Here is a 24,935-nt window from a genome sequence, read left to right on the forward strand (position 1 = left end):
TGATGGCAAGCGCAGCCGTTACAGAGCGGCACTGTTCACAGCGACGGTGCCTGCTGCCGGCGGCGCCAGCCGGCCAGGCGCTGTTGCAGGGCCTCGAGGCTGTCGAGCTGCTGCCTGCGTGCGCGACTGAACAGGATCAGCGCCAGTTCCGCGGTGACCAGGGCATCGGCGCTGGCATGGTGGCGCTGGTGCACCTGCAGGCCGAAGTGACGCGTCCAGTCGTCCAACCCGCCCTGGCGTATCCCGGCCTGCGGGCAGAGCATGGGCGCCAGTTCGGCGACGTCGAGGAAGGTGTGGCGCAGGCGCAGCCCCAGGGTTTCCTTGAGGGCGCGGGCGAGCATGCGCTGGTCGAAGCCGGCATGGAAAGCCAGCAGCGGACTGTCGCCGAGAAATTCCATGAAGGCCAGCAGCGCTTCGGCCGGCTCGATGCCGGCGGCGATGTCGCTGGGGGCCAGGCCGTGGATCAGCACGCTGGCGCTGACCCGGTGATCCTCGCGCTGCAGGGTGCACTCGAACTGCTGGCCGAGCTGGATGGCGCCGTCGTCGATCACCACGGCGCCGATCGACAGCACCTGGTCGCGTTTGAGATCCAGGCCGCTGGTCTCCAGGTCGAGCACCACCAGGCGCTGGCGTGCCAGGGGCGTGTCGTCGAGGGTGGCAGGTACGGGCAGCGCGTCGCAGCGGCGCTGTCGTTCGGGGGGCAGGGGTGAGGGGCGGCCGGTCAGCCAGCGCAGGGCATTCATAGTTGATAGCGTAGCGTCAGGCTGCTTTGCAGGCGCTGGGCCTGACGCAAGGCTTCGCGCAGGATGCGTCGATCCAGCTGGTTGAGGCTGTCCGGGTCGATGCGGTTGGAGTAGGGCAGACCCTGGCGCGCCTGCAACTGGTGCTGCTGCATGCGGGTCTGCTGGATGAAGTGGTAGGCCTCTTCGAAGGCGGCGCCGTCCTGGGCGTCGATAATCCCGCCGGTGATCAGTTCGCGCAGCCGTTGCAGGGTGTTGCAGGCCTTGATGCCATTGGCCAGCGCCAGCAGGCGGGCACCGTCGACGAAGGGCGTCAGGCCCTGCACCTTGAGGTCGAGGGTGTCCTTCTCGGCGCCCTTGCGGGCCACCACGAAGTCACGGAAGCGCCCGACCGGCGGGCGCTGGCGCAGCGCGTTGTCGGCCAGCATGCGCTGGAACAGGCGGTTGTCGGCGATCTGTGCGAGCAGTTCCTCGCGCAGTTGCTCACAGCCCTGCACCTCGCCCCAGACCACGCGCAGGTCGAAATAGATGGTCGAGGCCAGCAGGTTCTCCGGCGAGGCTTCGCGCACGAAACCGGCGAAACGCCGCGACCATTCCTGGCGCGACAGGCACAGCTGCGGGTTGCCGGCCATGATATTGCCCTGGCACAGGCTGAAGCCGCAGCGCGCCAGGCGCTGGTTGATCTCCGCGGCCAGTGGCAGCAGGCGTCCGCGGATTGCCGCGGCGGCGGCGCCATCTTCGGCCTCGAAGAGGATGCCGTTGTCCTGGTCGGTATGCAGGGTCTGTTCGCGGCGCCCTTCGCTGCCGAAGCACAGCCAGGTGAAGGGCACGCCCGGATCGCCCATGTCTTCGAGGGTCAGCTCGATCACCCGGCATACGGTATGGTCGTTGAGCAGGGTGATGATGTGGGTGATCTGCGTCGAGCTGGCGCCGTGGGCGAGCATGCGGTCGACCAGTTGGCGCACGTCGTCGCGCAGCGCTGCCAGGCTGTCCACGCGCCCGGCGTGGCGGATGGTGCGCGCCAGGTGGACCAGGTCGACGCGTTGCAGGGAGAACAGGTCGCGCTCCGAGACCACGCCGCACAGCCGGCCCTGTTCCACCAGGCAGACATGGGCGATGTGCCGCTCGGTCATGGCGATGGCGGCATCGAAGGCGCTGGCGCCGGGTGGCAGGTGGAACGGCGCCCGGGTCATCAGGCCGCTGATCGGCTGCTCCAGGGAACTGCCGTCGGCCACCGCCCGGCGCAGGTCGCGCAGGGTGAAGATGCCCAGCGGGCGCAGGTCCGGATCGACGATGACGATACTGCCGACCTGCTGCTCGTGCATCCGTTTGACCGCTTCGCGCAGGGGCGTGTCCGCTGCGCAGGCGATCGGTTGGCGCATGGCCAGTTCGCCCAGGCGGGTGTCCAGCGAATACTGCGAGCCGAGGGTTTCCACGGCGCGCATCTGCACCTGCTGGTTGACCTGGTCGAGCAGGCTGCTGACGCCGCGCAGGGCGAAATCGCGCAAGGGCGCCGACAGCGAGAACAGTTTGACGAAAGCGCTCTTGTCCAGCAGCAGGCAGAAGGTGTCTTCGGCCGCCAGGTGCGCGGTTCGCGTCGCCCGTTCGCCGATCAGGGCGGCCATGGGAAAGCACTCGCCGGTGCTGATCTCGAAGGTGGTTTCGTCGCCGCGCCGCGCCGAATGCGGCCGCTGCCCGTGCACCCGGCCCTGCTTGACGATGTAGACGTGCTGCACCGGGCCATCGTCGGGCTGGACGATAGTGTCGCCTTCGCCATAGAAGCGCAGCTGGCAGTGTTCCACCAGATAGGCCAGGTGCGCCGTGTCCATCTGGTTGAAGGGCGGAAATTTCTGCAGGAACGCCAGGGTGCCGTGGATGTTCTGCCGCACCGCGGTCTTGCCGGCCTGGGCGAAGGCGTCCGCTTTGCTCATGACTCGGCTCCCCGTTCTGGTGATGGACGACATGGTGGCCGCGGCCAGCGCCGATCGACATAGGACGTAAGTCTAGCTTCCGGGCGGGTGTTCGCGTTTACGGCATGCCGCGTTCGCGCTTGCCGGCCTGGTGGCCTTGCGCTCGTCCCGCGTGTCCGGGCCATCGCCATTGCTTCGTCCGCGTGTCTAATCTGCCGGCAGTCGTGAACCTCTGCCGCCGTTTGGCGTCCTCATGTGTCTGCAACACGGTTTTTGCGAGCCCGGCCTCGCTTTCGATTTCCGGCCATTGGGAGGAGCGCCTCATGAGCGCCATCATCTTTCGCAGCGTACTGGCGCTTTGCGCGGGCATCGTCCTGAGCAGCAGCGTCAGTGCACAACAGAAACCCGTCGAGCTGATCGGCCTCAACGTCGCCGGGGCCGCCTTCGCCAGTTCGCACATTCCCGGCAAGCACGGCACCAATTTCTTCTTCCCGCCCAAGGGTTATTACGAAAAGTGGCAGCAGAAAGGTATCAGCTGGGTACGCTTCTCCATCCAGTGGGAACGCCTGCAGCCCAAGGCCAATGGCGAGTTCGACGAGAGCTACGCCAGGCTGATCGACAAGACCCTGACCGAGGCGCACCAGAACGGCATCGAGGTGATGCTCGATGTGCATAACTACGGGCGCTACTACGGCAAGGTGATCGGCACCGAGGAGGTGCCGATCTCGGCCTACCGCAACCTGATGGAGCGTATCGCCGAGCGTTGGGGCGACAACCCTGCGATCTATGCCTATGACCTGATGAACGAGCCTTACGGCGCCGCCAACCAATACTGGCCCGCCGTGGCTCAGGCCGGCATCGACGGTGTGCGTAAGCACGATTCGCGCAATGCGGTCTACGTCGAGGGCGCCGAGTATTCCTCGGCGCTGCGCTGGCCGAAACTCAACGATGCGCTGCTCGACCTGCAGGACCCGGCGGACAATATCGTCTACTCCGCGCACATGTACATCGATCCCGATGGCAGCGGCAGCTACAAACAGGCGCTGGCCAGCAATCTGGACCCGATGATCGGGGTCAAGCGCATCGAGCCGTTCGTGAACTGGTTGATCGAGCACAACAAGAAGGGCCATATCGGCGAATTCGGCGTGCCCGCCGATGACGCCCCCGGCCTGGTGGCGCTGGACAACGTGCTCGCCTATCTGCAGAAACACTGCATTCCCTTCACCTACTGGGCGGCGGGGCCATCGTGGGGCAACCACAAGCTCTCGGTGGAACCGGTCAAGGGCGTGGACAGGCCGCAGTGGGCCGTGCTGCAGAAGTACCTGGGGGGCGGCAACTGCACCAGCATCGGCCCGGGAACCTGAGTCGAGGGCCAGGGGTCTGTTGACCTCTGAGCAACGCGGGCCTGTGCCGACACGGCAGCAGGCCCATGCAGCGGGCGTACCCCGTCCGCACACTTCCTCAAGGATGCATGCATGACGAATCGCAATCTCTGGGTGGATTACGCCAAGGCCATCGGCATCCTGCTGGTGGTCTATGGCCATGTGGTGCGTGGCTTGCTCAACGGCGGCATCATCACCGAGAACGTGGATTTCCACTGGCTGGTGGACAGCATCATCTACACCTTCCACATGCCGCTGTTCTTCTTCCTGTCCGGGCTGTTCTTCTGGCATTCGCTGAACAATCGCGGCAGCGGCGGTTTGTTCTGCAACAAGATCGATACCATCTTCTACCCCTTCGTGCTCTGGTCGCTGTTGCAGGGCGGCATCGAAGTGCTGCTGGCGCGCTATACCAACGGTGGCGTGGGTATCGGCGAGGTACTGGCGCTGCTGTGGTCGCCACGGGCGCAGTTCTGGTTCCTCTATGCGCTGTTCGCCGCGTTCTGTCTGGCGATCCTGCTGTACCGCTGGTTCTCGCCGCGGGCCTTCCTGCCGTTGCTGCTGCTCAGTGCGCTGTTCTACCTGCTGCAGCAGTGGACGCCCAAGGTCGCCGCGCTGGTATTCCTGGCGCAGAATTTCGTGTTCTTCGCCCTGGGCATCTGGTTCAACCACATCCGTGACGGCATCGAGTCGAGCGCTTCGGCGGTGCTGCTCGGCAGTGGCCTGGCGTTCGTCGTCCTGCAGTACCTGTTCCACGGCCCCCTCGGGCTGACCTACGCCGACCGTGGGGCGGCGTCGCTGCTGCTGGCCCTGGTCGGCATCCTGTTCAGCGTCAGCCTGTGCATGGTGCTGGCCCGTCGTCCGCTGGGCTGGGTGCTGACCCTGGGCGCGCTGTCGATGCCGATCTTCCTGATGCACATCCTGGCCGGCAGCGGCGTGCGCGTGATTCTCAGCAAGTTCCTCGGGATCAACGACGACACCCTGCACATCGTCGTCGGTTGCCTGGCCGGTGTGCTGTTGCCGATCATCGCGGCGAAGCTCCTCGAGGCGCTGAAGATCGACTGGCTGTACGAGATGCCCAGGCGTTTCTCCGTCTACCGCTGGCAGCAACGCCGGATCGCGGTGCAGCCGGCAGGATAGGAGCCCCGGGTATCGCTGCGCTCAACCGCAGGCTACGGACAGCCTTGGTAGCCCGGGTTGAGCGCAGCGATACCCGGGAGCGGTTATAGGTGGCACTGCGGCGATTTCCCTGGGTGTAATGCCGACGATCGCCTGGTGGGTTACGCGACGCGCCGAGGGAACGTGCGAGGCATCGCGTCGCTGACCCACCCTACGCCTATTCCGACTTGCCAAAAGAAAACCGCCTTGCGGCGGCTTTCTTTATTTTGCGGATGTTAACGGGCCAGGCTGGCCTTCAGCTCGCGGCGCCGACGGTGCAAGACCGGTTCGGTGTAGCCGTTGGGTTGCCTGCTGCCCTCGAGCACCAGTTCCAGGGCGGCCTGGAAGGCGATATTGCCGTCGAAGTCCGGCGCCATCGGGCGGTACAGCGGGTCGCCGGCATTCTGCCGGTCCACCACCGGCGCCATGCGCTTGAGGCTCTCGACGATCTGCGCTTCGCTGGCGATGCCATGGCGCAGCCAGTTGGCCAGCAGCTGGCTGGAGATGCGCAGGGTGGCGCGGTCTTCCATCAGGCCGATATCGTTGATGTCCGGCACCTTGGAGCAGCCGACGCCCTGGTCGATCCAGCGCACCACGTAGCCGAGGATGCCCTGGGCGTTGTTGTCCAGTTCGTTGCGGATCTCTTCGGCCGACCAGTTGGTATCGGCGGCCAGCGGGATGGTCAGGATGTCATCCAGCGACGCGGGCGTGCGCTTGGCCAGTTCGGCCTGGCGGGCGAACACGTCGACCTTGTGGTAGTGCAGGGCGTGCAGGGTGGCGGCGGTCGGCGAGGGCACCCAGGCGGTGTTGGCGCCGGATAGCGGATGGCCGATCTTCTGCTCGAGCATCGCCGCCATCAGGTCGGGCATGGCCCACATGCCCTTGCCGATCTGGGCGCGGCCCGGCAGGCCGGTGGCCAGGCCGATATCGACGTTGTTGTTCTCGTAGGCGCCGATCCAGGTCTCGCTCTTCATCGCCGCCTTGCGCACCACGGCGCCGGCTTCCATGGAGGTGTGGATCTCGTCGCCGGTACGGTCGAGGAAGCCGGTGTTGATGAACACCACGCGCTCGCGGGCCGCCTCGATGCAGGCCTTGAGGTTGACCGTGGTGCGCCGCTCCTCGTCCATGATGCCGACCTTGAGCGTATTCGGCGCCAGGCCCAGGATCGCTTCGACGCGGCCGAACAGCTCGCTGGTGAAGGCCACTTCTTCCGGGCCGTGCATCTTCGGTTTGACGATGTACACCGAGCCGGTGCGGCTATTGCCGCGGCTGGTGTTGCCATTGAGGTCGTGCAGCGCGGCGAGGCTGGTGCACAGGGCGTCGAGGATGCCTTCGGGCAGTTCGTTGCCGGCGGCGTCGAGTACCGCCGGGTTGGTCATCAGGTGGCCGACGTTGCGCACGAACAGCAAGCTGCGCCCGTGCAGGGTCAGCTCGCCGCCGTCGGGACGGGTGTACACCCGGTCCGGGTTCATGGTGCGGGTGAAGCTGCTGCCGCCCTTGCTCACCTGCTCGGCCAGATCGCCCTTCATCAGGCCCAGCCAGTTGCGGTAGACCAGGGTCTTGTCGTCGGCATCGACGGCGGCCACCGAGTCTTCGCAATCCATGATGGTGGTCAGCGCCGCCTCCAGCAGCAGATCCTTGACCCCGGCCGCGTCGGTGCTGCCGATCGGGCTGCTGGCATCGATCTGGATTTCCACGTGCAGGCCGTTGTGTTGCAGCAGCACGGCGATCGGCGCGCCGGCCTCGCCCTGGAAACCGACCAGTTGCGTGGCCTCACGCAGGCCGGTGAGCTCGCCGTTGCCGAGGCTGACCAGCAGCTTGCCGCCTTCGATGCGGTAGGCGCTGGCGTCGGCATGGGAGCCGCTGGCCAGCGGCGCGGCTTCGTCGAGAAAGGCGCGGGCGAAGGCGATGACCTTGTCGCCGCGTACCCGGTTGTAGCCCTTGCCTTTCTCGGCGCCCCCTTCTTCGCTGATCACGTCGGTGCCGTACAGGGCATCGTACAGCGAGCCCCAGCGGGCGTTGGAGGCGTTCAGGGCGAAGCGGGCGTTCATCACCGGCACCACCAGTTGCGGGCCGGCCAGGCGCGCGATCTCGTCGTCGACGTTGCGGGTCGCCGCCTGGAAGTCCGCGGGCGGCGGCAGCAGGTAACCGATCTCCTCGAGGAAGGCCTTGTAGGCCGCCGCGTCATGGGGCTGGCCGGCACGGGCACGGTGCCAGTCGTCGATCTGCGCCTGCAGCCGATCGCGTTTGTCGAGCAGCGCGCGGTTCTTCGGCGCCAGATCCGCGAACAGCGCGGCGGCGCCGGCCCAGAAAGCCTCGGCGCTGACGCCGCTACCCGGAATGGCCTCGTCGTTGACGAAGTCGAACAGTACCTTGGCGACCTGCAGGCCACCGACTTGAACACGTTCAGTCATTACTCGCCTCTCTGCTTCGCTGCACTCGTATAGCCGCTTTGCCGGCTGGTAAACCCCTTTACTGCGCCGGCATGCCATTGCCAGGGCCGCTGTTGGCGGCCGATCCGGGTGATGCGGCAATACCGGGAGGTGCTTCGTGAGCGGGGCTTTCCACGGCCGGCGGGACGGGGTTGGAAATCTTGTAGTGATATTTTTCGAATACTACATGAACGTCGCGGGAAAAACAGCGTGCATGCGCTCGGGCAACCGGGCAATCGCGCTATGCGCTCGAAGAGCCGGCGACTGCATGGATGCAGGAGGTAGAGCGAAGCAGGAGCCCGAGCCGGAAACAGCGCTGGAAAGCTGGAGGCTGAACGAAAAGCGGCTCGAGCACGACGCGAAACAGCGGTTTCTCGTCCAGCTTTCCAGCCTCCAGCGCTTTTCATCGAGTGCGGGCAGGCTCAGGCAGCCTCTGCATCGCTTGCCTTGTGCGACGCCATAGCGCTGGCTGCCTATACTGCAGCTGTTCCCTGAGGCGTTCGGCCCTGTCCGTCCGCCCCGCCTGGCCTGTCGATCCCGGTGACCCGAATGCCCTGGCCCGCAGCTGGAAACGGCGAAGACCGACCTGGCGGCACAATCGCCATACGAGCGTCGCGCTCAAGTCCGTGACGCGGTCTTTCATCGGTACTGGCTCGATCTGAGCTGAGCCGCCCTTGCACGAGGAAGCCAACATGGATCACCTGATACTGAGCGTCATCGCCCAGGACCAACCCGGTCTGGTCGAGCGTGTCGCCCAGTGTGTCGCCAGCCACGGCGGCAACTGGCTGGAAAGCCGCATGTCACGCATGGCCGGACAGTTCGCCGGCATCCTGCGGGTGGATGTGCCGCCGCAGTCCCACGGCGAACTGGTCGAAGCGCTGCAGGGGCTCAGCGCCCATGGCATCCGCGTCCTGCTGGCGCCGGCCGGCAGCGAGCCATCCTGTACCTGGAAGTCGATTCACCTGGATCTGCTCGGCAACGACCGCCCGGGCATCGTGCGCGATATCAGCCGCCTGCTCGCCGAGCACGGGGTGAATCTGGAGAACCTGAACACCGAAGTGACCCCGGCACCGATGAGCGGCGAGCCGCTGTTCCATGCCGAGGCCCAACTGGCGGTACCCGAGGGGCTGGCGCTGAGCGTGCTGCAGACGTCCCTGGAGACCCTGGCCGATGACCTGATGGTGGAGTTGAATCTGCGCATGGAAGGCTAGGTGATCCTCATGTCCGTGCGAGCCGGACATGAGGATCGGGTACTACGCTGACTTAGAACTCCAACTGTGCCGAGAAGGACAGGGTGCGCGGTGCACCGAGATAATGGCGGCTCAGCCAGTAGTCCTTGTCCGTCAGGTTGCTGACGTTGGCGCGCAAGGTCAGGCTGTTGTCAGCCACTGGGACGCGGTAGCGAGCGCCGGCATCGAAGGTGGTGAACGACGGCAGGCTGTGCTGGTTGGCCTCATCGGCGTATTGCTTGCCTGTGTAGTAGGCACCGCCAGTCAGGGCCAGCCCAGGCACTGCGCCGATTTCGTATTCGCCATAGAGTTTGGCCAATTGCGATGCGACACCCACCGGTTTCTTGCCATCGGTAGCGGCGGAGGCTGTTTTCTTCACTTCTGGATCCAGCAATGTCAGGCCGGCTACCAGGGTCAAATCTGGCGTCACCTTGCCGGTCAGGCCGAGCTCCAGGCCGGTGTTTTCCTGTTTGCCGTCTTGGACATAAACGTTTTGGTCGTTGGTGAAGCTGTTTGGCTTTTCAATGTTGAAAAGGGCGGCTGTCAGGAGTGTTTCTCCCAGTGTGGCCTTCACCCCGACCTCATATTGTTCACTGACCGCGGGTGACAGAACCTGGCCCGCATTGATCGATCCACTCGGAGCAATACCGCCTGCTTGCAGACCTTCAATATAAGTCGCATACGTGGTGATCCAGGGTTGCGGTTTATAGATCAGGGAGATATTGGGAGAGGTTTTGCTCTTGCTGTAGTTCTCGATCTCAGGTGGGAACGTGGGGAACGCTTCGACCCACACGAAATTATCGCTGAATGTCTTGATGCGCGTACGCGTTACGCCCAGTACGGACGACCACTGCTCGTTGAATGTAATCACGTCGCCAATCAGCACATTATCGGATTGCGTGCGTGACGAGAGGTGTTGGTCACCATGTCCGACGGAATAAGGTGGTTTGGGTACTTGCGGACGGTCACTGATCGGGCGGTTTCCGATTACTGAGCCGTATTGGTAATCCAGATCGATGTAATCGGTGTAGTTGCGCTCACGGGCAATGTTGCCCTGATAGCCAAGGGTGACCTTATGGCCAATGCCACCCGTATCGAAAGCCGAGTCGAGGAACAGATAGCCCGAGGTTTCTTCCCGCTCTACCGGCGCGAAAGCATAGAGCTCCTGCACATAGGTATCCGGGTTGTAGAAACTAGGGCCGGTGTAGGCGTACTGGGTTTCGTTCAGGTCGTATGCGAGAGCACCGCGCAAACTGAAGATTTCGCTGAGTTTCCAGTCGAAGCGGCTGCCGACCCGCTTGTGCTCGCTGTCGGAGAATGCCCAGCGTTGGCTGTATAGCTCATCGTTCTTCAGGTCGCTCGCATCCGGGCGATAGGCCTGGTCGGCGAAATACCAGTAGCTGGTCAGGCCACGGGTCTGGTTTTCCTTGTAAGAGGCATCGAACTGGATCTGCAGGTCGTCGTTGACGTTCCAGTCCAGTGCCAGGCTGACCAGTTGGCGCCGACGTTTCTGCATGTCGATGGCGGTCTCGCCATCCTGCGTGAGCAGGTTGACGCGGTAGGCGAAGACACCCTGATCGTCGATCTTGCCGCCAAAGTCACCGTGCAGGTAATAGTTCTCGCCGCCGGCATTGCCCAGGGTCACGCTGTTGTAGCGTTCATAGGTAGGCCGCTTGAGTACATAGTTGACCAGGCCACCGGGTGCTGCGGGGCCATACAGAAAGCCGCTCAGGCCCGTGATGATTTCCAGGCGCTCCATTTCCTCCACGAAATTGCCGCTGTCGGAGGCGTTGCTGAAACGCAGGCCGTCATTGGCGATGTTCAGGTTACCCAGGTCGCTGAAACCACGGACGCTGACCGAACTGGCATAGCCCGCAGTGGATGGGGAGGTGAACTGAGTGGAAGGATTGAGCTTGAACACATCATCGATCGAGGTTGCCTGGATGTTGCGCATCAGATCGCTGGAAACGACGCTGATCGAATAAGGCGCGTCCTGCAGACTCATGCCGCCAAGCGCCCCGATGTTCTTCACGCTTGTCGCACGGTAGCCGGAGGATTCGCCGCCATCATCCGCTACTGAACTCGCACTGATACTGGTTTCGGGCAATGCGAGGCTGCCTTCCTCCGCTACCGGCTGCACGCTATAGGTACCGGCCGCACCCGGCACCAGCACCAGGCCGGTACCGGACAGCGCGCGGCGCAGTGCGCCCTGGGTGTCGAACTCGCCCTGCACCGGCTGGGCGGTCTTGCCGGCGGTCAGGCTCGGGTCGATGCTCAACACCACGCCGGCCTGGCTGGCGATCTGGTTGAGCGAACTGGCCAGAGGCGCGGCAGGCAGCTGGTAATGGCGGACGGCGGCGGATTCCGTCGTTTGGGCCAGGCCGATCGTCGGCAGGCTGGCCAGCGCCATGGCGGCGACCAGCAGGCTCGGGCGGAAGGGGTTACGGCTGAACATCTGCATTGCAAGCTGCTCCTGGAGGGAAAGTGTGCCTCGATTCCCTATTGCCGAAGCAGATGCAAAAAGTGATAGGGCCGCTGCGCATTTTTTCAGAAACAACAGCTACAAGGCGGAGCGGAAGCGGACGTAGGATGGGTGAAACCCATCGGCATATTGATGGGTTTCACCCATCCTACGAGTTGTGGGAGGGGCCGGGCGGCCATCCGGCTTGATGCTCAGGGCTGCCTATCCGATCTACGGCGTTTCCGTCTGCGGGACGACCTTGATCCACCAGTCGGTGTAGCGCTCGACGCGCACCGGCAGGCTGGCTGGCAGCGCGGCCAGGGCCTGTTCGCGGTTGCGTAGCGGGAAGCTGCCGCTGATGCGCAGGTCGGCGATGCTGTCGGCGACGCCCAGGTGGCCGCGCTGGTACTCGGCGAGACGCTGCAGCAGATCGGCCAGGCGTACGTTCTCGACCACCAGCATGCCGTGCATCCAGGCATCCGCCGCCGCCGGCGCGGCGAGGTTGTCGCCGAGCCCGGCGCTGTTCATGAGTACCTGCTGGCCCTGTTCGATCACCCGTTCGTCGTCTCCGCGTTGAGGATGGGCGGCGACTGCCGACTGCAGCACGATCAGGCGCGTGCCCTGATCCTCATGACGCACCAGGAAGCGCGTCCCCAGCGCGCGCAGGCTGCCGTGTTCGGTTTCCACCAGGAACGGTCTGGCGTCGCCATGGCCGGTTTCCACGAGGATCTCGCCACTGCGCAGAAACAGCCGGCGCTGGCTGGGGCTGAAGTCGATATCCAGCGCGGTGCGGCTGTTCAGACGCACCCGGCTGCGATCCGACAACTGCAGTTCGCGCTGTTCGCCGCTGGCGGTGACTTCGTCGGCTAGCCAGTCGCTCAGCGGCCGCTGGCGATCGACCAGGCCCAGGCACAGGCCGCCGACCAGCAGCAGCCCGAGCAAACGCCCGGCGTTGCGCGCCAGGGAGGATCTGGCCGGGCGTTGCAGCAGGGCGCGGCGTGCCGGCTGGCTGCCGGCGGCCTCGAGGCGTTGATCGATGCCGGTCAGTTGGGCCCAGGCCCTGGCGTGTTCCTGGTCGGCCGCCAGCCAGCATTGGAACTCGGCCTGCTGGCGTTCGCTGGCGGCGCCGGAGCCCAGGCACAGTTGCCAGTCGATGGCGGCATCGAGCACCCGGTTGCTGACCGGCAGCTGTTTCATGCCGCCGGCTCTCCGTAGGCGGCGATGTAGCACTGGCGCAGCGCCTGGGCCAAGTACTGGCGTACGCGCGGTACGGAAACCCCGAGGAGGCCGGCGATCTCGGCGTGGCCCAGCCCGTCGATGCGGTTGTAGAGGAAGGCGCTGCGGGCCTTGAGCGACAGGTTGCCCAGCAGGCGGTCGATCTCGCGCAGGGCCTCGAGCACCAGGGCCTGTTCCTCGGGGCCGCCGTGCACGGCTTGCGGGGTACGGCTCAGTTCGTCCAGGTAGGCCCTTTCCAGGGCGCTGCGGCGGAAATGATCGATCAGCAGGCCACGGGCGATGGTGCCGAGCAGGGCGCGCGGCTCACGCAACTGCTGCAGGTCGGCCTTGCCCAGCACCCGGACGAAGGTGTCCTGGCTGAGATCCTCGGCGCGCTGTGGGCAGCTCAGACTTTTGCGCAGCCAGCCGAGCAGCCAGTCGCGGTGATCGCGATAGAGCTGGCTGGTCAGTTGCTGGTGCGTGGATTGCCCGGCGGACACGATCGTCTCCGTGAATAGGGAGCAAGGTACGATATAAAGCAATAATGATTCGCATATGATTGCAGGATGCAACTATAGCCTGCAATCGCTGGTGGTCGGTTTTCTGCGCGATACCGGCCGCTGCCGCCATCGGTTCTGACCGCAGGCGGCTGGCATCGGGGACGCTGGTCTAGCTGCGCCGGCGCAGAGTCCGCCAGACATCGAGGCTGTAGACGGCCAAGCCGGCCCAGATGAAGACGAAGGACAGCAGCTTGCTCGGGTCGAAATGCTCGCCGAAGACGAAGACCGCCAGCAGCAGCACCAGGGTCGGCGCGACGTACTGCAGAAAGCCCAGCGTGGTGTAGGGCAGGTGCCGGGCGGCGGCGTTGAAGCACACCAGCGGGATCAGCGTGACCGGGCCGGCGGCCATCAGCCAGAGCGCCTCGGAGGTGGTCCAGAACGCCGGCTGGCTGCTCATCGCGGCCGGATGCAGCAGTAGCCAGCCGATCGCCAGCGGCAGCAGCAACCAGGTTTCCACCACCAGGCCAGGCAACGCCGCAACCGGGGCCTGCTTGCGGATCAGTCCGTAGAAGGCGAAGGACAACGCCAGGAACAGCGAGACCCAGGGCAGGCTGCCGACCTGCCACAACTGTTGCGCCACACCGGTTGCCGCCAGCGCCACTGCCAGCCATTGCAGGCGGCGCAGGCGCTCGCCGAGCAGCAGCATGCCGAGCAGTACGTTGACCAGCGGGTTGATGTAATAGCCGAGGCTGGCCTCGAGCATGCGTTCGTTGTTCACCGCCCAGACGTAGACCAGCCAGTTGCTGGCGACCAGCACGCCGCTGGCGGTCAGTACGGCGAAGCGCCTGGGGTTTTCGCGCAGTTCGCGCAGCCAGCCCGGATGCTTCCAGACCAGCAGCAGGGCGGCGCCGAACAGCGCCGACCAGAGCGCGCGGTGGACGATGATTTCCAGCGGCGGCACCGCCTGGATGGCTTTGAAGTAGATCGGGAACAGGCCCCAGATGGTGTAGGCGGCAAGGCCCAGAATGTAGCCGCGACGCGGGTCGGCGGTGGCCATGGTTGTCCTTGTACGGGCGACGAACGGAGGACGGTGATTCTATCCGCCGTTGTCCGTCCGTTCAGCTTTTTCTTGGCGGCCCCTCAGTACAGTCTCAGGGGCTCTTCGTCGAGGGCGGCCATCTGCTCGCGCAACATCAACACCTGTTCACCCCAGTAACGCTCGCTGCCGAACCAGGGGAAACTGTGCGGGAAGGCCGGGTCGTCCCAGCGCCGCGCCAGCCAGGCGCTGTAGTGCATCAGGCGCAGGGCGCGCAGGCCCTCGATCAACGGCAGTTCGCGCGGGTTGAAGTCGTGGAACTCCTGGTAGCCGTCCATCAGTTCCGACAGCTGGCCGAGCCGTTCGTGGCGTTCGCCGGCGAGCATCATCCACAGGTCCTGCACCGCCGGACCCATGCGGCAATCGTCCAGGTCGACCATATGGAAGGTGTCGTCGCGGCACAGCAGGTTGCCCGGATGGCAGTCGCCATGCAGGCGGATCGCCTGCACCGGGTTGGCGGCGAACAGGCTGTCCAGGCGCCCCAGCAGATCGCGCGCCACCGACTCGTAGGCCGGCAACAGGCTGCGGGGGATGAAACCGCCGTCCAGCAGCGTGGCCAGCGAGGCATGGCCGAAGTTGTCCACCTGCAGCGCCTCGCGGTGCACGAAGGGACGCAGGCTGCCAACCGCGTGCAGGCGGCCGAGCAGTTGCCCCAGGCGATACAACTGATCGAGGTTGCCGGGCTCCGGCGCGCGGCCGCCACGACGGGGAAACAGGGAGAAGCGGAAGCCCGCGTGCTCGAACAGGGTATCGCCGTCGCGTTGCAGCGGCGCCACCACCGGCACGTCGCAATCGGCCAGCTCGAAGGTGAAGCTGTGCTCCTCGCGAATCGCCTCGTCGCTCCAGCGCTGGGGGCGGTAGAACTTGGCGATCAGCGGCGTTTCCCCTTCGATACCGACCTGATAGACACGGTTCTCGTAACTGTTGAGCGCCAGCACCCGGGCGTCGCTGAGATAACCGAGGCTTTCCACGGCATCCAGTACCAGGTCGGGCGTAAGGGTGGCAAAGGGATGGGACATGCGCGGCTCCGTCGGTTGGGCGCTGAGTGTAACGCCTGCGCGACCGGGAACGCCGTATTTCGGCGTTCGCGACATATGGGCCGCGCTTACGCTCTGTAAGAAGCCTGCAGCAGCGATGCGTTCCGCGCTTCAGACGCGATGGCGGCTAACGGTCATGGCCGTCTTGAAGGGTGAAAGTCGCCATCCGCGTCGCAGCCGCCAACTGCCGCGGGGGCGCGGCTGCAATGGCCGGTCCGCCGCGAGAGTGGACCTCGGGGCGATGCGCTGGCAGCCATTGCCCTGGAAGCAGGTTCTTTCACGCTAGATTTGCGTGCCCAGCAGCACCTGACTGGCGGCGAACTGCACCCGCACCATACTGCCGACCCGCAGCCCCTGGGCTTCGAGGTCGACGACCTCGGCCAGGGCGCAGAGCGTCTGCCCATTGGCCAGGGCGATGCGCACTTCGCTGGGGCCGTCGGCTTCGCCGAGGATCTGTTCGATGCGCCCCGGCAACAGATTGAGCCGCGGGTCGGCCGGCTGCGCGGGCGCGCTGAGCTGCAGCCAGCCGGCCTTGATCAGCGCCACCAGCGAGCTGCCGGGCTGCAACTGCAGGCGTTGTGTGCTGCCGCGGGTGATCTGCGCGCGGATCGGCATGCCGCCGGGCAGCTCGATCTCGACCAGGTCGTTGCAGCCCTGGGCCGTGATCGACCGCACCTTGCCGCTCAACTGATTGCGCGCGCTGGTGCGTAGCATCAGGCGGCCGAGCAGTTGCAGGTCGGCATCGTCCTCGGCGGCTTGCAGCACCTGGGCCTGAATGGCCTGCAGGCGGCCATAGAGCGACAGGAGACGCTCGCCAGCGGTGGTCAGGCGGGCGCCGCCGCCGCCCTTGCCGCCGACGCTGCGGGCGACCAGCGGCTGTTCGGCGAGGTTGTTGAGCTCGTCGATGGCGTCCCAGGCGGCCTTGTAGCTGAGGCCCGCGGCCTTGGCCGCACGGGTGATCGAGCCCTGTTCGGCGATCTGCTCGAGCAGGGCGATGCGCTGCGGGCGGCGGGTGACATGCTGGGCGAGCAGGGTGAGATCGGTCATGGCCTGTGGTTGCATTCACGCTGGCGGGACAATGTGCGCGAGGGCGCGGGGGCCGTCAATCCTCACCCGGCGCTGGCGTGCGGGCCAGGCAATAGACGTCGACCCGCAACGCGCCGGCGCGCTTCAGCAGCAGGGCCAGTTGCTGTGCCGTGGCGCCGGTGGTGAGCACATCGTCGACCAGCGCCACATGCCGATCCGCCACCCAGGCCCGCTGGCTCAAGCCGAAGGCGCCGCGCAGGTTGCGCCGGCGTGCGGCGGCATCGAGGCCTTGCTGGGCCTGGGTATCGTTGTGCCTGAGCAACCAGTCGCCGTGCAGGGGCATCCCCAGGGGCTTGCTCAGCCACTGGCCGAGCAGCAGCGCCTGGTTGAAACCGCGCTGGCGCTCGCGACGCCGGGCCAGTGGCACTGGTAGCAGCAGTTGCGGCCGGGGCAGGCCTTCCGCGTAGGCATGCAGCAGGTGGCTGGCGAGCAGCTCGGCGAGCAGCCGGCCCATCGGCCAGCGGGCCTGGTGCTTGAAGCGGTTGATCAGGGTGTCGACCGGGAAGGCATAGCGCCAGGGCGCTTCGACCCGGGAGAAGGCGGGCGGTCGCTTCAGGCACGTCCCGCAGGTCAGCCCCTCGACGGACAGGGGCAGCGCACAGACCTGGCAACGAGCGCCCAGCCAGGGCAGATCCGCTTCGCACTCGCCGCACAGGGGCAGGGCGGTCTCGCCGCCGGCGTCGCACAGCAAACAGGTTTGTCTGTTTTTTAACCAGTTGTAAACCTTTGTGTATTTCCAAGGTTGACAGTGCATGAGCCTTCCCTAACTATGCCGAACATCCGTGTTGGGTCTGCTGACTGTAGCAGGCCGTTTGCCTCTGATAAGGACTTGCCCATGAGCGCTAGCACCGCCGCCCACCTGCGTCACGACTGGACGCTCGCCGAAGTCAGGGCGCTGTTCCAGCAGCCCTTCAACGATCTGCTGTTCCAGGCGCAGAGCGTGCACCGCGCCCATTTCGACGCCAACCGCGTGCAGGTTTCCACCCTGCTGTCGATCAAGACCGGCGCCTGCCCGGAAGACTGCAAGTATTGCCCGCAGTCCGGCCACTACAACACCGGGCTGGACAAGCAGAAGCTGATGGAAGTGCAGAAGGTGCTGGAGGCCGCCGCCGAGGCCAAGGCCATCGGCTCGACCCGTTTCTGCATGGGCGCGGCCTGGAAGCACCCGTCGGCCAAGGACATGCCCTACGTGCTGAAGATGGTCGAAGGGGTGAAGGCCCTGGGCCTGGAGACCTGCATGACCCTGGGCCGGCTCGACCAGGAGCAGACCCGCGCCCTGGCCGAGGCCGGCCTGGACTACTACAACCACAACCTCGACACCTCGCCGGAGTTCTACGGCAACATCATCACCACCCGCACCTACAGCGAGCGTTTGCAGACCCTGGCTTACGTGCGCGAGTCGGGCATGAAGATCTGTTCCGGCGGCATCCTCGGCCTGGGCGAGTCCCTGGACGACCGCGCCGGTCTGCTGATCCAACTGGCCAACCTGCCGGAGCATCCGGAGTCGGTACCGATCAACATGCTGGTCAAGGTCGAGGGCACGCCGCTGGCCAACGAGGACGACGTCGACCCGTTCGACTTCATCCGCATGCTCGCGGTGGCGCGGATCATGATGCCCAGGTCCCACGTCCGGCTGTCGGCCGGGCGCGAGGCGATGAACGAGCAGATGCAGGCCCTGGCCTTCTTCGCCGGCGCCAACTCGATCTTCTACGGCGAGAAGCTGCTGACCACCGCCAACCCCCAGGCCGACAAGGACATGCAACTGTTCGCCCGCCTCGGCATCCAGCCGGAAGCCCGCGAGGAACATGCCGACGAGGTGCACCAGGCCGCCATCGAGCAGGCCCTGGTCGAGCAGCGCGACTCGCGGCTGTTCTATAACGCCGCATTATAAAAAGACGCTGAAGGCTAGAGGCTGAACGCTGAACGAGAGGGCTTTCTCGTCCAGCCTCAAGCCTCCAGCCGCTTTTATCGAGCCTTTATGTCTTTCGATCTCGCATCCCGCCTCGCCGAACGCCGCGTGGCCGACCTCTATCGCCAGCGGCCCCTGCTCGACAGCCCCCAGGGCCCGCTGGTGCGGGTCGATGGCCGCGAGTTGCTGGCGTTCTGCTCCAACGATTACCTGGGGCTGGCCAACCACCCGCTGGTGATCGAGGCCTGGCGCGCCGGCGCGCGACGCTGGGGCGTGGGCGGTGGCGCCTCGCACCTGGTGATCGGGCACAGCACGCCGCACCATGAGCTGGAAGAGGCCCTGGCCGACTTCACCGGGCGGCCGCGGGCGTTGCTGTTCTCCACCGGCTACATGGCCAACCTCGGCGCCGTCACCGCGCTGCTGGGGCCAGGCGACACAGTGCTGGAGGATCGCCTCAACCACGCCTCCCTGCTGGATGCCGGGCTGTTGTCCGGGGCGCGCTTTTCCCGTTATCCGCACAACGACGCCGCCAGCCTGGCCACGCGCCTGGACAAGGCCAGGGGCGACACCCTGGTGGTCAGCGACGGCGTGTTCAGCATGGATGGCGACCTCGCCGATCTGCCGGCCTTGTGCCGCGAGGCGCGCAGCCGGGGCGCCTGGGTGATGGTCGACGATGCCCATGGTTTCGGCCCGCTGGGCGCCAGCGGTGGCGGCATCGTCGAGCACTTCGGCCTGGGCCAGGACGATGTCCAGGTGCTGGTCGGCACCCTGGGCAAGGCCTTCGGTACCGCGGGCGCCTTCGTGGCTGGCAGCGACGAGCTGATCGAGACCCTGGTGCAGTTCGCCCGGCCCTACATCTACACCACCAGCCAGCCGCCCGCCCTGGCCTGCGCCACCCTGCAGAGCCTGCAATTGCTGCGCAGCGAACACTGGCGCCGCGAGCACCTCGCCGCGCTGATCCGCCGTTTCCGTGACGGCGCCGCCCGTATCGGCCTGAGCCTGATGGACAGCACCACGCCGATCCAGCCGATCCTGGTCGGCGACAGCGCCCGGGCGCTGCAGCTATCGCAGCTGCTGCGCGAGCGCGGCATCCTGGTGACGGCGATTCGCCCGCCGACCGTGGCGATGGGCAGCGCCCGGCTGCGGGTGACCCTGTCCGCGGCCCATGACGGCGCACAGGTCGACCGTCTGCTGGAGGCCCTGGCGGCCTGCTGGCCGCTGCTGGTGGAGGCGGGCGATGCCTGAGCAACTGCTGCTATTGCCCGGCTGGGGGCTGGGCCAGGCGCCTCTGCAGCCCCTGGCTGAGCGCTTGAGCGGACGCTTCAGCGTGCGTATCGAGGCGCTGCCGGCGCTCGCCACGGCCGAACCCGAGGCCTGGCTCGATGCCCTGGACGCCCGCCTGCCCACGGACAGCTGGCTGGCCGGCTGGTCGCTGGGCGGCATGCTCGCCAGCGCCTTGGCGGCGCGCCGTGGCGAACGCTGCCGCGGACTGCTGACGCTGGCCAGCAACGCCTGTTTCGTCGCCCGCGCGACCTGGCCCGCGGCGATGCCGAGCGCGACCTTCGCCGCCTTTCGCGCCGCCTGTGCCAGCGATGAGCGCGCCACCCTCAAGCGCTTCGCCTCGCTCTGCAGCCAGGGCGCGGCGGATGCCCGGCAGCTGTCGCGGCGCTTGCTGGCGGCTGCGCCCGAGCCGTTGCCGGGCACCTTGCTGGCGGGCCTGGATCTGTTGCACAGCCTGGATGGCCGCGCCGCCCTGCGGGCTTTTGCCGGGCCGCAATTGCACCTGCTCGCCGGGCAGGACGCCCTGCTGCCGGCGAGCGCTGCCGAGGCCCTGCGGGCATTTCTGCCCGCGGCCGAGGTGCGCCAACTGGAGGGCGCCAGCCATGCCGGCGTGGTCGAGCGGGCCGACGAGGTGGCGCAGACCCTGGTGCGTTTCATCAGCGAGGCCGGGCATGCCTGAGCTCCCCGACAAGCGCCAGGTAGCGGCCTCCTTTTCCCGCGCCGCGGCCAGTTACGACAGCGTCGCCGCCCTGCAGCGCGAGGTCGGCCATCAACTGCTGGCACAGTTGCCGCAGCGCCTCGCGCCACGACGCTGGCTCGATCTCGGTTGTGGCACCGGCTATTTCAGCCGCGAACTGGGGCGCCGTTTCGAGCGCGCCGAGGGGCTGGCGCTGGATATCGCCGAGGGCATGCTGCGGCATGCCCGGCCCCAGGGCGGCGCGGCGCACTTCATTGCCGCCGATGCCGAGCAACTGCCCCTGGGCGACGCATGCTGCGACCTGATCTTCTCCAGCCTGGCGCTGCAGTGGTGCAGCGATTTCCAGGCCGTGCTCGGCGAGGCGCGGCGGGTCTTGCGCCCGGGTGGCGTGCTGGCGTTCAGCAGCCTGTGTGTCGGCACGCTGCAGGAGCTGCGCGACAGCTGGCAGGCAGTGGATGGCTTCGTCCACGTCAACCGCTTCCGCTCCCTCGAGACCTACCAGGCGCTCTGTGCCGCCAGCGATCTGCAGGTGCTCGGCCTGCAGTGCTTGCCCCGGCAGCTGCATTTCGCCGACCTGCGCAGCCTGAGCGGCGAGCTCAAGGCGCTCGGTGCGCACAACCTCAACCCCGGCCGCCCGGACGGCCTCACCGGGCGCGCGCGCCTGCGCGCGCTGATCGCGGCCTACGAGCGTCTGCGCGAGCCCCAGGGGCTGCCCTGCACCTATCAGGTGGTGTATGGCGTTCTGCAGAAGGCGGTCGTGCAATGAGCGCCGCCTTCTTCGTCACCGGTACCGACACCGAGGTGGGCAAGACCACTGTCGCCGCCGGCCTGCTGCAGGCCGCGCGCCGAGCCGGCCTGTCCACCGCGGCGGCCAAGCCGGTGGCCTCCGGTTGCCTGGCCACGGCCGACGGGCTGCGCAACGACGATGCGCTGGCCTTGCTCGATGAGTGCAGCCTGGCGCTGCGCTACGACGAAGTGAACCCGCTGGCCTTCGCCCCGGCCATCGCTCCGCACCTGGCCGCGCGCGAGGCCGGTGTCGTGCTGGATGTGGCGGTTCTGCTGGCGGCGGTACAGCGCATTCTGCACAAGCAGGCGGACTTCACCCTGGTCGAGGGCGCTGGTGGCTGGCGGGTACCGCTGGCCGGGCGCGAAGCCCTCGCCGACCTGGCCGTTGCCCTTGGCCTGCCGGTGATCCTGGTGGTGGGCGTGCGCCTGGGCTGCATCAATCACGCGTTGCTGACAGCCGAGGCGATCCTCGGCGATGGCCTGCCACTGGCGGGTTGGGTGGCCAATGTCGTCGACCCGCAGACCGCCCGCCTGCAGGACAACCTCGCCACGCTGCTGGAACGCTTGCCCGCGCCCTGCCTGGGGCAGGTACCGCACCTGCCCCGGGCGACCGCGGCGCGGGTGGCGGACTGCCTCGATCTATCGCGTTTGGTGCTATAGAACCCGGGCGGGTCATGGTTTTTTGTTGTACGTTTTTTGAGCGTATTCTGGTTAAATAGCCATTCGCCATGTTCGAGCAGTTGGAGCTGACCATGCAGATTTCCCCGGGCGCATTCAATGCCGGCATCAATACCATCCAGTCGGGCCAGCGCCGCGTCGAGCAGGCCGCGGGCGATATCGCCAGTGGCTCGGTGGCGGCCGAGCGGGCGCAGGTCAACCAGTCCTCCGCTGCCCGCGCCGATATCGCCGACAGCCTGGTCGACCTGCGCGTCGGGCAATACGAGGCGCAGGCCGGTGCCCGGGTGGTGGCCACCGCGGACAAGGTGCTCGGCACCCTGATCGACGTCACGGCTTGAGGGGCGCGCCCGCCAGGGCGTCTTAGAGCTTGTTCACGATCTGCTGCGCGTCGGCCCTGCTGCGTTAAAAACAGGCTCGGCAGGCCGCTTGCGGCTAACGCGCTTCAGCGCGACCCGAAGGGCGAGTGAAGCGCGAGGCATGCTCATTTACAGCTCGTAAACTCGCGTGCGAGCCCAGTCCGCTTCCTCGCCTGTTTTTGCGGGGACGTCCAGTCCTTGCATGGCTCTAGCTCGCGAGATCGTGAACAGGCTCTTAGCCGGGAGGGAAACATGCAGATCGGCGGCGTCCCTTCGTATTTCCCCACGACCCCCACGACGCTGCCCGCGCAGACCGTCGAGTCGTCTGCCTCGGCGGATATCGCCCGCGCCGCCTTTGCCCCCATCGCTCCGGGGGCTCCCAGCGACGATCCGCAATCGCCAAGTGCACGCGAAGAGGCCGACCAGCCGGCCGAGCGGGACGCGTCCGCTGCGTCCGGGGAAAAGCCCCGTAGCGAGCAGGAACTGCGCCTGGAGCAGTTGCAGATCGCCGAGCTGGCCAGTCGCGACCGAGAGGTGCGTACCCACGAGCAGGCTCACGCCGCGGTCGGTGGCGTGCATGCCGGTGCGCCGAGCTACACCTACACCCGCGGGCCGGACGGCAAGCGCTATGCCACGGCTGGCGAGGTGAGCATCGACGTCGGTGCGGTGGCCAACGACCCCCGGGCGACGCTGAGCAAGATGCAGGTGGTGCTGCGCGCCGCGCTGGCGCCCGCCGAACCTTCCGCCCAGGATCGCAGTGTGGCCGCTCAGGCCCAGGCGCAGATGGCGGTCGCCCGCGGTGAGCTCGCCCAGTTGCAGCGCCGCGAAGCCGAGGAAGAGCGGCCAGCCGCCGAAGCGTCGGAAAAAAGCGACGACCCGTCAGTCACGTCCGCTGACCCCGGCGCGACCTCCGCAGCCCAGGTAGCCCCTGCCGATCTCGATATCTACAGGCGTTCCGCCGAGCCCCCCGAAGCGTCGGGCCTTATCGACCTACGCGCCTGAGCATCCTTGGCTACCCTTGACAAGGAATGGGTGTAAACGTAAGTTTCAAACACCTGTTTGATTGGTTGCGTTGGCAGCCTGACAGTCGGAAGCGATTCCGCGAACGACCGGCTATCGGTCACCCAAACATAAGAGACCACCGCAGAGGTACCCGCTATGCCTGATTACAAGGCCCCCTTGCGCGATATTCGCTTCGTCCGTGACGAACTGCTCGGCTACGACGCGCATTATCAGAGCCTGCCTGGCTGCCAGGACGCTACACCGGACATGGTCGACGCCATCCTCGAGGAAGGCGCCAAGTTCTGCGAGCAGGTGCTTTCTCCGCTGAACCGTGTGGGTGACACCGAGGGCTGTACCTGGAGCGAATCCGGGGTGAAGACGCCGACCGGTTTCAAGGAAGCCTACAAGCAGTTCGTCGAAGGCGGCTGGCCGAGCCTGGCGCACGACGTCGAGCATGGCGGCCAGGGCCTGCCGGAGTCCCTGGGCCTGGCGGTCAGCGAAATGGTCGGTAGCGCCAACTGGTCGTGGGGCATGTACCCCGGCCTGTCCCATGGCGCGATGAACACCATCTCCGCCCACGGCACCGCAGAGCAACAGCAGACCTACCTGACCAAGCTGGTCTCCGGCGAGTGGACCGGCACCATGTGCCTGACCGAGCCACACTGCGGCACCGACCTGGGCATGCTGCGCACCAAGGCCGAGCCCCAGGCAGACGGTTCCTACAAGGTCAGCGGCACCAAGATCTTCATCTCCGCCGGTGAGCACGACATGGCCGACAACATCGTCCATATCGTCCTGGCGCGCCTGCCCGATGCACCGGCCGGCACCAAGGGTATCTCGCTGTTCATCGTGCCGAAGTTCCTGCCGGCGGCCGATGGTGGTGTGGGCGCACGCAATGCGGTGACCTGTGGCTCCCTGGAACACAAGATGGGCATCCACGGCAACGCCACCTGCGTGATGAACTTCGACGGCGCGACCGGCTTCCTGATCGGTCCGCCGAACAAGGGCCTGAACTGCATGTTCACCTTCATGAACACCGCACGCCTGGGCACCGCGCTGCAGGGCCTGGCCCATGCCGAGATCGCTTTCCAGGGCGGCCTCAAGTACGCTCGCGAGCGTCTGCAGATGCGTTCCCTGACCGGGCCGAAGGCGCCGGAAAAGGCCGCCGACCCGATCATCGTGCACCCCGATGTGCGGCGCATGCTGCTGACCATGAAGGCCTTCGCCGAAGGCAATCGCGCCATGGTCTATTTCACCGCCAAGCAGGTCGACATCGTCCAGCACAGCGACAACGAAGAAGAGAAGAAAGCCGCTGACGCCATGCTGGCCTTCCTCACCCCGATCGCCAAGGCGTTCATGACCGAGGTCGGCTTCGAGTCGGCCAACCACGGCGTGCAGGTCTACGGTGGCCACGGCTTCATCGCCGAGTGGGGCATGGAGCAGAACGTGCGCGACAGCCGTATCTCCATGCTGTACGAAGGCACCACCGGCGTGCAGGCGCTCGACCTGCTGGGACGCAAGGTGCTGATGACCCAGGGCGAGGCGCTCAAGGGCTTCACCAAGATCGTGCACAAGTTCTGCCAGGCCAACGAAGGCAACGAGGCGCTCAAGGAGCTGCTCGAGCCGCTGGCCAGGCTGAACAAGGAGTGGGGCGAACTGACCATGAAAGTGGGCATGGCCGCCATGAAGGATCGCGAGGAAGTCGGTGCCGCCTCGGTGGATTACCTGATGTACTCCGGCTACGCCTGCCTGGCTTACTTCTGGGCCGACATGGCGCGCGTGGCCGCCGAGAAGATTGCCGCGGGTTCGGGCGATCAGGCGTTCTACAAGGCCAAGCTGCAGACGGCGCGTTTCTACTACGCGCGTATCCTGCCGCGTACCCGTGCCCACGTCGCCGCCATGCTGTCCGGTGCCGGCAACCTGATGGAAATGGACGAAGAGGATTTCGCCCTGGGCTACTGAGCCGTCTAAGGCGTCGTGCTG

At 66.3% G+C, this 24,935-nt stretch carries 21 protein-coding genes; 11 read left to right on the top strand and 10 right to left on the bottom strand.

Going from position 1 to position 24,935, the window contains the following annotated elements; translation table 11 throughout:
• Window positions 1–35 precede the first annotated feature (35 nt).
• Together DNK34_RS13930 and DNK34_RS13935 are read right to left on the bottom strand one after the other, a co-directional pair.
• The gene (locus DNK34_RS13930; RefSeq protein WP_131175700.1) at window positions 36–743 is read right to left on the bottom strand and encodes a 3'-5' exonuclease; all 708 of its coding nucleotides are present in this window, start codon (window positions 741–743) and stop codon (window positions 36–38) included.
• Complete coding sequence (locus tag DNK34_RS13935) at window positions 740–2,671, bottom strand: putative nucleotidyltransferase substrate binding domain-containing protein (protein WP_131175699.1); 1,932 nt, start codon at window positions 2,669–2,671, stop codon at window positions 740–742. The genes DNK34_RS13930 and DNK34_RS13935 overlap by 4 nt, the downstream gene beginning before the upstream one ends.
• A gap of 302 nt (window positions 2,672–2,973) precedes the next feature.
• Here DNK34_RS13935 and DNK34_RS13940 point away from each other — a divergent pair, with 302 nt between their 5' ends.
• Together DNK34_RS13940 and DNK34_RS13945 are read left to right on the top strand one after the other, a co-directional pair.
• Window positions 2,974–4,014, top strand: coding sequence for a glycoside hydrolase family 5 protein (locus DNK34_RS13940; protein WP_131175698.1), 1,041 nt, complete (start codon window positions 2,974–2,976; stop codon window positions 4,012–4,014).
• A gap of 111 nt (window positions 4,015–4,125) precedes the next feature.
• Window positions 4,126–5,169, top strand: a complete 1,044-nt coding sequence (locus DNK34_RS13945) for an acyltransferase family protein (protein ID WP_131175697.1) — start codon at window positions 4,126–4,128, stop codon at window positions 5,167–5,169.
• Window positions 5,170–5,423: 254 nt separating this feature from the next.
• Here DNK34_RS13945 and DNK34_RS13950 read toward each other — a convergent pair whose 3' ends face one another.
• Entirely contained in the window at window positions 5,424–7,601 is a 2,178-nt protein-coding gene (locus DNK34_RS13950) for a malate synthase G (protein ID WP_131175696.1), read from the bottom strand.
• Between the two features lie 710 nt (window positions 7,602–8,311).
• Between DNK34_RS13950 and DNK34_RS13955 the strand changes: the two genes are divergently transcribed.
• The gene (locus DNK34_RS13955; protein WP_131175695.1) at window positions 8,312–8,830 is read left to right on the top strand and encodes a glycine cleavage system transcriptional repressor; all 519 of its coding nucleotides are present in this window, start codon (window positions 8,312–8,314) and stop codon (window positions 8,828–8,830) included.
• Window positions 8,831–8,882: 52 nt separating this feature from the next.
• Here DNK34_RS13955 and DNK34_RS13960 read toward each other — a convergent pair whose 3' ends face one another.
• The 7 genes from DNK34_RS13960 to DNK34_RS13990 all read right to left on the bottom strand — a co-directional run bounded on the left by DNK34_RS13960 (window position 8,883) and on the right by DNK34_RS13990 (window position 16,997).
• Window positions 8,883–11,309, bottom strand: a complete 2,427-nt coding sequence (locus DNK34_RS13960; protein WP_131175694.1) for a TonB-dependent receptor — start codon at window positions 11,307–11,309, stop codon at window positions 8,883–8,885.
• Window positions 11,310–11,540: 231 nt separating this feature from the next.
• Window positions 11,541–12,506: a FecR family protein gene (locus DNK34_RS13965; RefSeq protein WP_131175693.1), complete on the bottom strand. Its 966-nt coding sequence runs from the start codon at window positions 12,504–12,506 to the stop codon at window positions 11,541–11,543.
• A complete protein-coding gene (locus tag DNK34_RS13970) occupies window positions 12,503–13,024 on the bottom strand; it encodes an RNA polymerase sigma factor (RefSeq protein ID WP_131175692.1) in 522 nt (173 codons plus the stop codon). The genes DNK34_RS13965 and DNK34_RS13970 overlap by 4 nt, the downstream gene beginning before the upstream one ends.
• 169 nt (window positions 13,025–13,193) lie before the next feature.
• Complete coding sequence (gene rarD, locus DNK34_RS13975; RefSeq protein WP_131175691.1) at window positions 13,194–14,081, bottom strand: EamA family transporter RarD; 888 nt, start codon at window positions 14,079–14,081, stop codon at window positions 13,194–13,196.
• Between the two features lie 83 nt (window positions 14,082–14,164).
• Window positions 14,165–15,139: a serine/threonine protein kinase gene (locus DNK34_RS13980; protein WP_131175690.1), complete on the bottom strand. Its 975-nt coding sequence runs from the start codon at window positions 15,137–15,139 to the stop codon at window positions 14,165–14,167.
• A 300-nt stretch (window positions 15,140–15,439) separates the two neighbouring features.
• Entirely contained in the window at window positions 15,440–16,204 is a 765-nt protein-coding gene (locus DNK34_RS13985; RefSeq protein WP_131175689.1) for a TOBE domain-containing protein, read from the bottom strand.
• Between the two features lie 55 nt (window positions 16,205–16,259).
• Window positions 16,260–16,997 (bottom strand): ComF family protein, encoded by a 738-nt coding sequence (locus tag DNK34_RS13990; RefSeq protein WP_131175688.1) that lies wholly within the window; start codon window positions 16,995–16,997, stop codon window positions 16,260–16,262.
• An 81-nt stretch (window positions 16,998–17,078) separates the two neighbouring features.
• Between DNK34_RS13990 and bioB the strand changes: the two genes are divergently transcribed.
• The 8 genes from bioB to DNK34_RS14030 all read left to right on the top strand — a co-directional run bounded on the left by bioB (window position 17,079) and on the right by DNK34_RS14030 (window position 24,914).
• The gene (gene bioB / locus DNK34_RS13995; protein ID WP_131175687.1) at window positions 17,079–18,134 is read left to right on the top strand and encodes a biotin synthase BioB; all 1,056 of its coding nucleotides are present in this window, start codon (window positions 17,079–17,081) and stop codon (window positions 18,132–18,134) included.
• A gap of 87 nt (window positions 18,135–18,221) precedes the next feature.
• Complete coding sequence (gene bioF / locus DNK34_RS14000; RefSeq protein WP_131175686.1) at window positions 18,222–19,397, top strand: 8-amino-7-oxononanoate synthase; 1,176 nt, start codon at window positions 18,222–18,224, stop codon at window positions 19,395–19,397.
• On the top strand, window positions 19,390–20,112 hold the full coding sequence (locus DNK34_RS14005) for an alpha/beta fold hydrolase (RefSeq protein WP_131175685.1): 723 nt from the start codon (window positions 19,390–19,392) through the stop codon (window positions 20,110–20,112). The genes bioF and DNK34_RS14005 overlap by 8 nt, the downstream gene beginning before the upstream one ends.
• The gene (bioC, locus tag DNK34_RS14010; protein ID WP_131175684.1) at window positions 20,105–20,896 is read left to right on the top strand and encodes a malonyl-ACP O-methyltransferase BioC; all 792 of its coding nucleotides are present in this window, start codon (window positions 20,105–20,107) and stop codon (window positions 20,894–20,896) included. The genes DNK34_RS14005 and bioC overlap by 8 nt, the downstream gene beginning before the upstream one ends.
• On the top strand, window positions 20,893–21,576 hold the full coding sequence (gene bioD, locus DNK34_RS14015; RefSeq protein WP_131175683.1) for a dethiobiotin synthase: 684 nt from the start codon (window positions 20,893–20,895) through the stop codon (window positions 21,574–21,576). The genes bioC and bioD overlap by 4 nt, the downstream gene beginning before the upstream one ends.
• Before the next feature lie 68 nt (window positions 21,577–21,644).
• On the top strand, window positions 21,645–21,932 hold the full coding sequence (locus DNK34_RS14020) for a hypothetical protein (RefSeq protein WP_411269311.1): 288 nt from the start codon (window positions 21,645–21,647) through the stop codon (window positions 21,930–21,932).
• Window positions 21,933–22,202: 270 nt separating this feature from the next.
• Entirely contained in the window at window positions 22,203–22,952 is a 750-nt protein-coding gene (locus DNK34_RS14025; protein WP_131175682.1) for a putative metalloprotease CJM1_0395 family protein, read from the top strand.
• Window positions 22,953–23,108: 156 nt separating this feature from the next.
• Window positions 23,109–24,914, top strand: a complete 1,806-nt coding sequence (locus tag DNK34_RS14030; protein WP_131175681.1) for a phenylacyl-CoA dehydrogenase — start codon at window positions 23,109–23,111, stop codon at window positions 24,912–24,914.
• The last annotated feature ends 21 nt before the right edge of the window (window positions 24,915–24,935 follow it).

The organism is Phytopseudomonas dryadis, from assembly GCF_004327355.1.
In the GTDB taxonomy this organism is placed as follows: domain Bacteria; phylum Pseudomonadota; class Gammaproteobacteria; order Pseudomonadales; family Pseudomonadaceae; genus Aquipseudomonas; species Aquipseudomonas dryadis.

Excerpts from the sequence above, each read along its gene's own strand:
- DNK34_RS13980 (WP_131175690.1), bottom strand. The coding sequence starts at position 15,139 with ATGTCCCATCCCTTTGCCACCCTTACGCCCGACCTGGTACTGGATGCC.
- DNK34_RS13940 (WP_131175698.1), top strand. The coding sequence starts at position 2,974 with ATGAGCGCCATCATCTTTCGCAGCGTACTGGCGCTTTGCGCGGGCATC.
- bioB (WP_131175687.1), top strand. The coding sequence starts at position 17,079 with ATGAGCGCTAGCACCGCCGCCCACCTGCGTCACGACTGGACGCTCGCC.
- DNK34_RS14020 (WP_411269311.1), top strand. The coding sequence starts at position 21,645 with ATGTTCGAGCAGTTGGAGCTGACCATGCAGATTTCCCCGGGCGCATTC.
- DNK34_RS13955 (WP_131175695.1), top strand. The coding sequence starts at position 8,312 with ATGGATCACCTGATACTGAGCGTCATCGCCCAGGACCAACCCGGTCTG.
- DNK34_RS13950 (WP_131175696.1), bottom strand. The coding sequence starts at position 7,601 with ATGACTGAACGTGTTCAAGTCGGTGGCCTGCAGGTCGCCAAGGTACTG.
- bioD (WP_131175683.1), top strand. The coding sequence starts at position 20,893 with ATGAGCGCCGCCTTCTTCGTCACCGGTACCGACACCGAGGTGGGCAAG.
- DNK34_RS13965 (WP_131175693.1), bottom strand. The coding sequence starts at position 12,506 with ATGAAACAGCTGCCGGTCAGCAACCGGGTGCTCGATGCCGCCATCGAC.
- DNK34_RS14005 (WP_131175685.1), top strand. The coding sequence starts at position 19,390 with ATGCCTGAGCAACTGCTGCTATTGCCCGGCTGGGGGCTGGGCCAGGCG.
- bioC (WP_131175684.1), top strand. The coding sequence starts at position 20,105 with ATGCCTGAGCTCCCCGACAAGCGCCAGGTAGCGGCCTCCTTTTCCCGC.
- DNK34_RS13985 (WP_131175689.1), bottom strand. The coding sequence starts at position 16,204 with ATGACCGATCTCACCCTGCTCGCCCAGCATGTCACCCGCCGCCCGCAG.
- rarD (WP_131175691.1), bottom strand. The coding sequence starts at position 14,081 with ATGGCCACCGCCGACCCGCGTCGCGGCTACATTCTGGGCCTTGCCGCC.
- DNK34_RS13935 (WP_131175699.1), bottom strand. The coding sequence starts at position 2,671 with ATGAGCAAAGCGGACGCCTTCGCCCAGGCCGGCAAGACCGCGGTGCGG.
- DNK34_RS14025 (WP_131175682.1), top strand. The coding sequence starts at position 22,203 with ATGCAGATCGGCGGCGTCCCTTCGTATTTCCCCACGACCCCCACGACG.
- DNK34_RS13945 (WP_131175697.1), top strand. The coding sequence starts at position 4,126 with ATGACGAATCGCAATCTCTGGGTGGATTACGCCAAGGCCATCGGCATC.
- DNK34_RS13930 (WP_131175700.1), bottom strand. The coding sequence starts at position 743 with ATGAATGCCCTGCGCTGGCTGACCGGCCGCCCCTCACCCCTGCCCCCC.
- bioF (WP_131175686.1), top strand. The coding sequence starts at position 18,222 with ATGTCTTTCGATCTCGCATCCCGCCTCGCCGAACGCCGCGTGGCCGAC.
- DNK34_RS14030 (WP_131175681.1), top strand. The coding sequence starts at position 23,109 with ATGCCTGATTACAAGGCCCCCTTGCGCGATATTCGCTTCGTCCGTGAC.
- DNK34_RS13990 (WP_131175688.1), bottom strand. The coding sequence starts at position 16,997 with ATGCACTGTCAACCTTGGAAATACACAAAGGTTTACAACTGGTTAAAA.
- DNK34_RS13960 (WP_131175694.1), bottom strand. The coding sequence starts at position 11,309 with ATGCAGATGTTCAGCCGTAACCCCTTCCGCCCGAGCCTGCTGGTCGCC.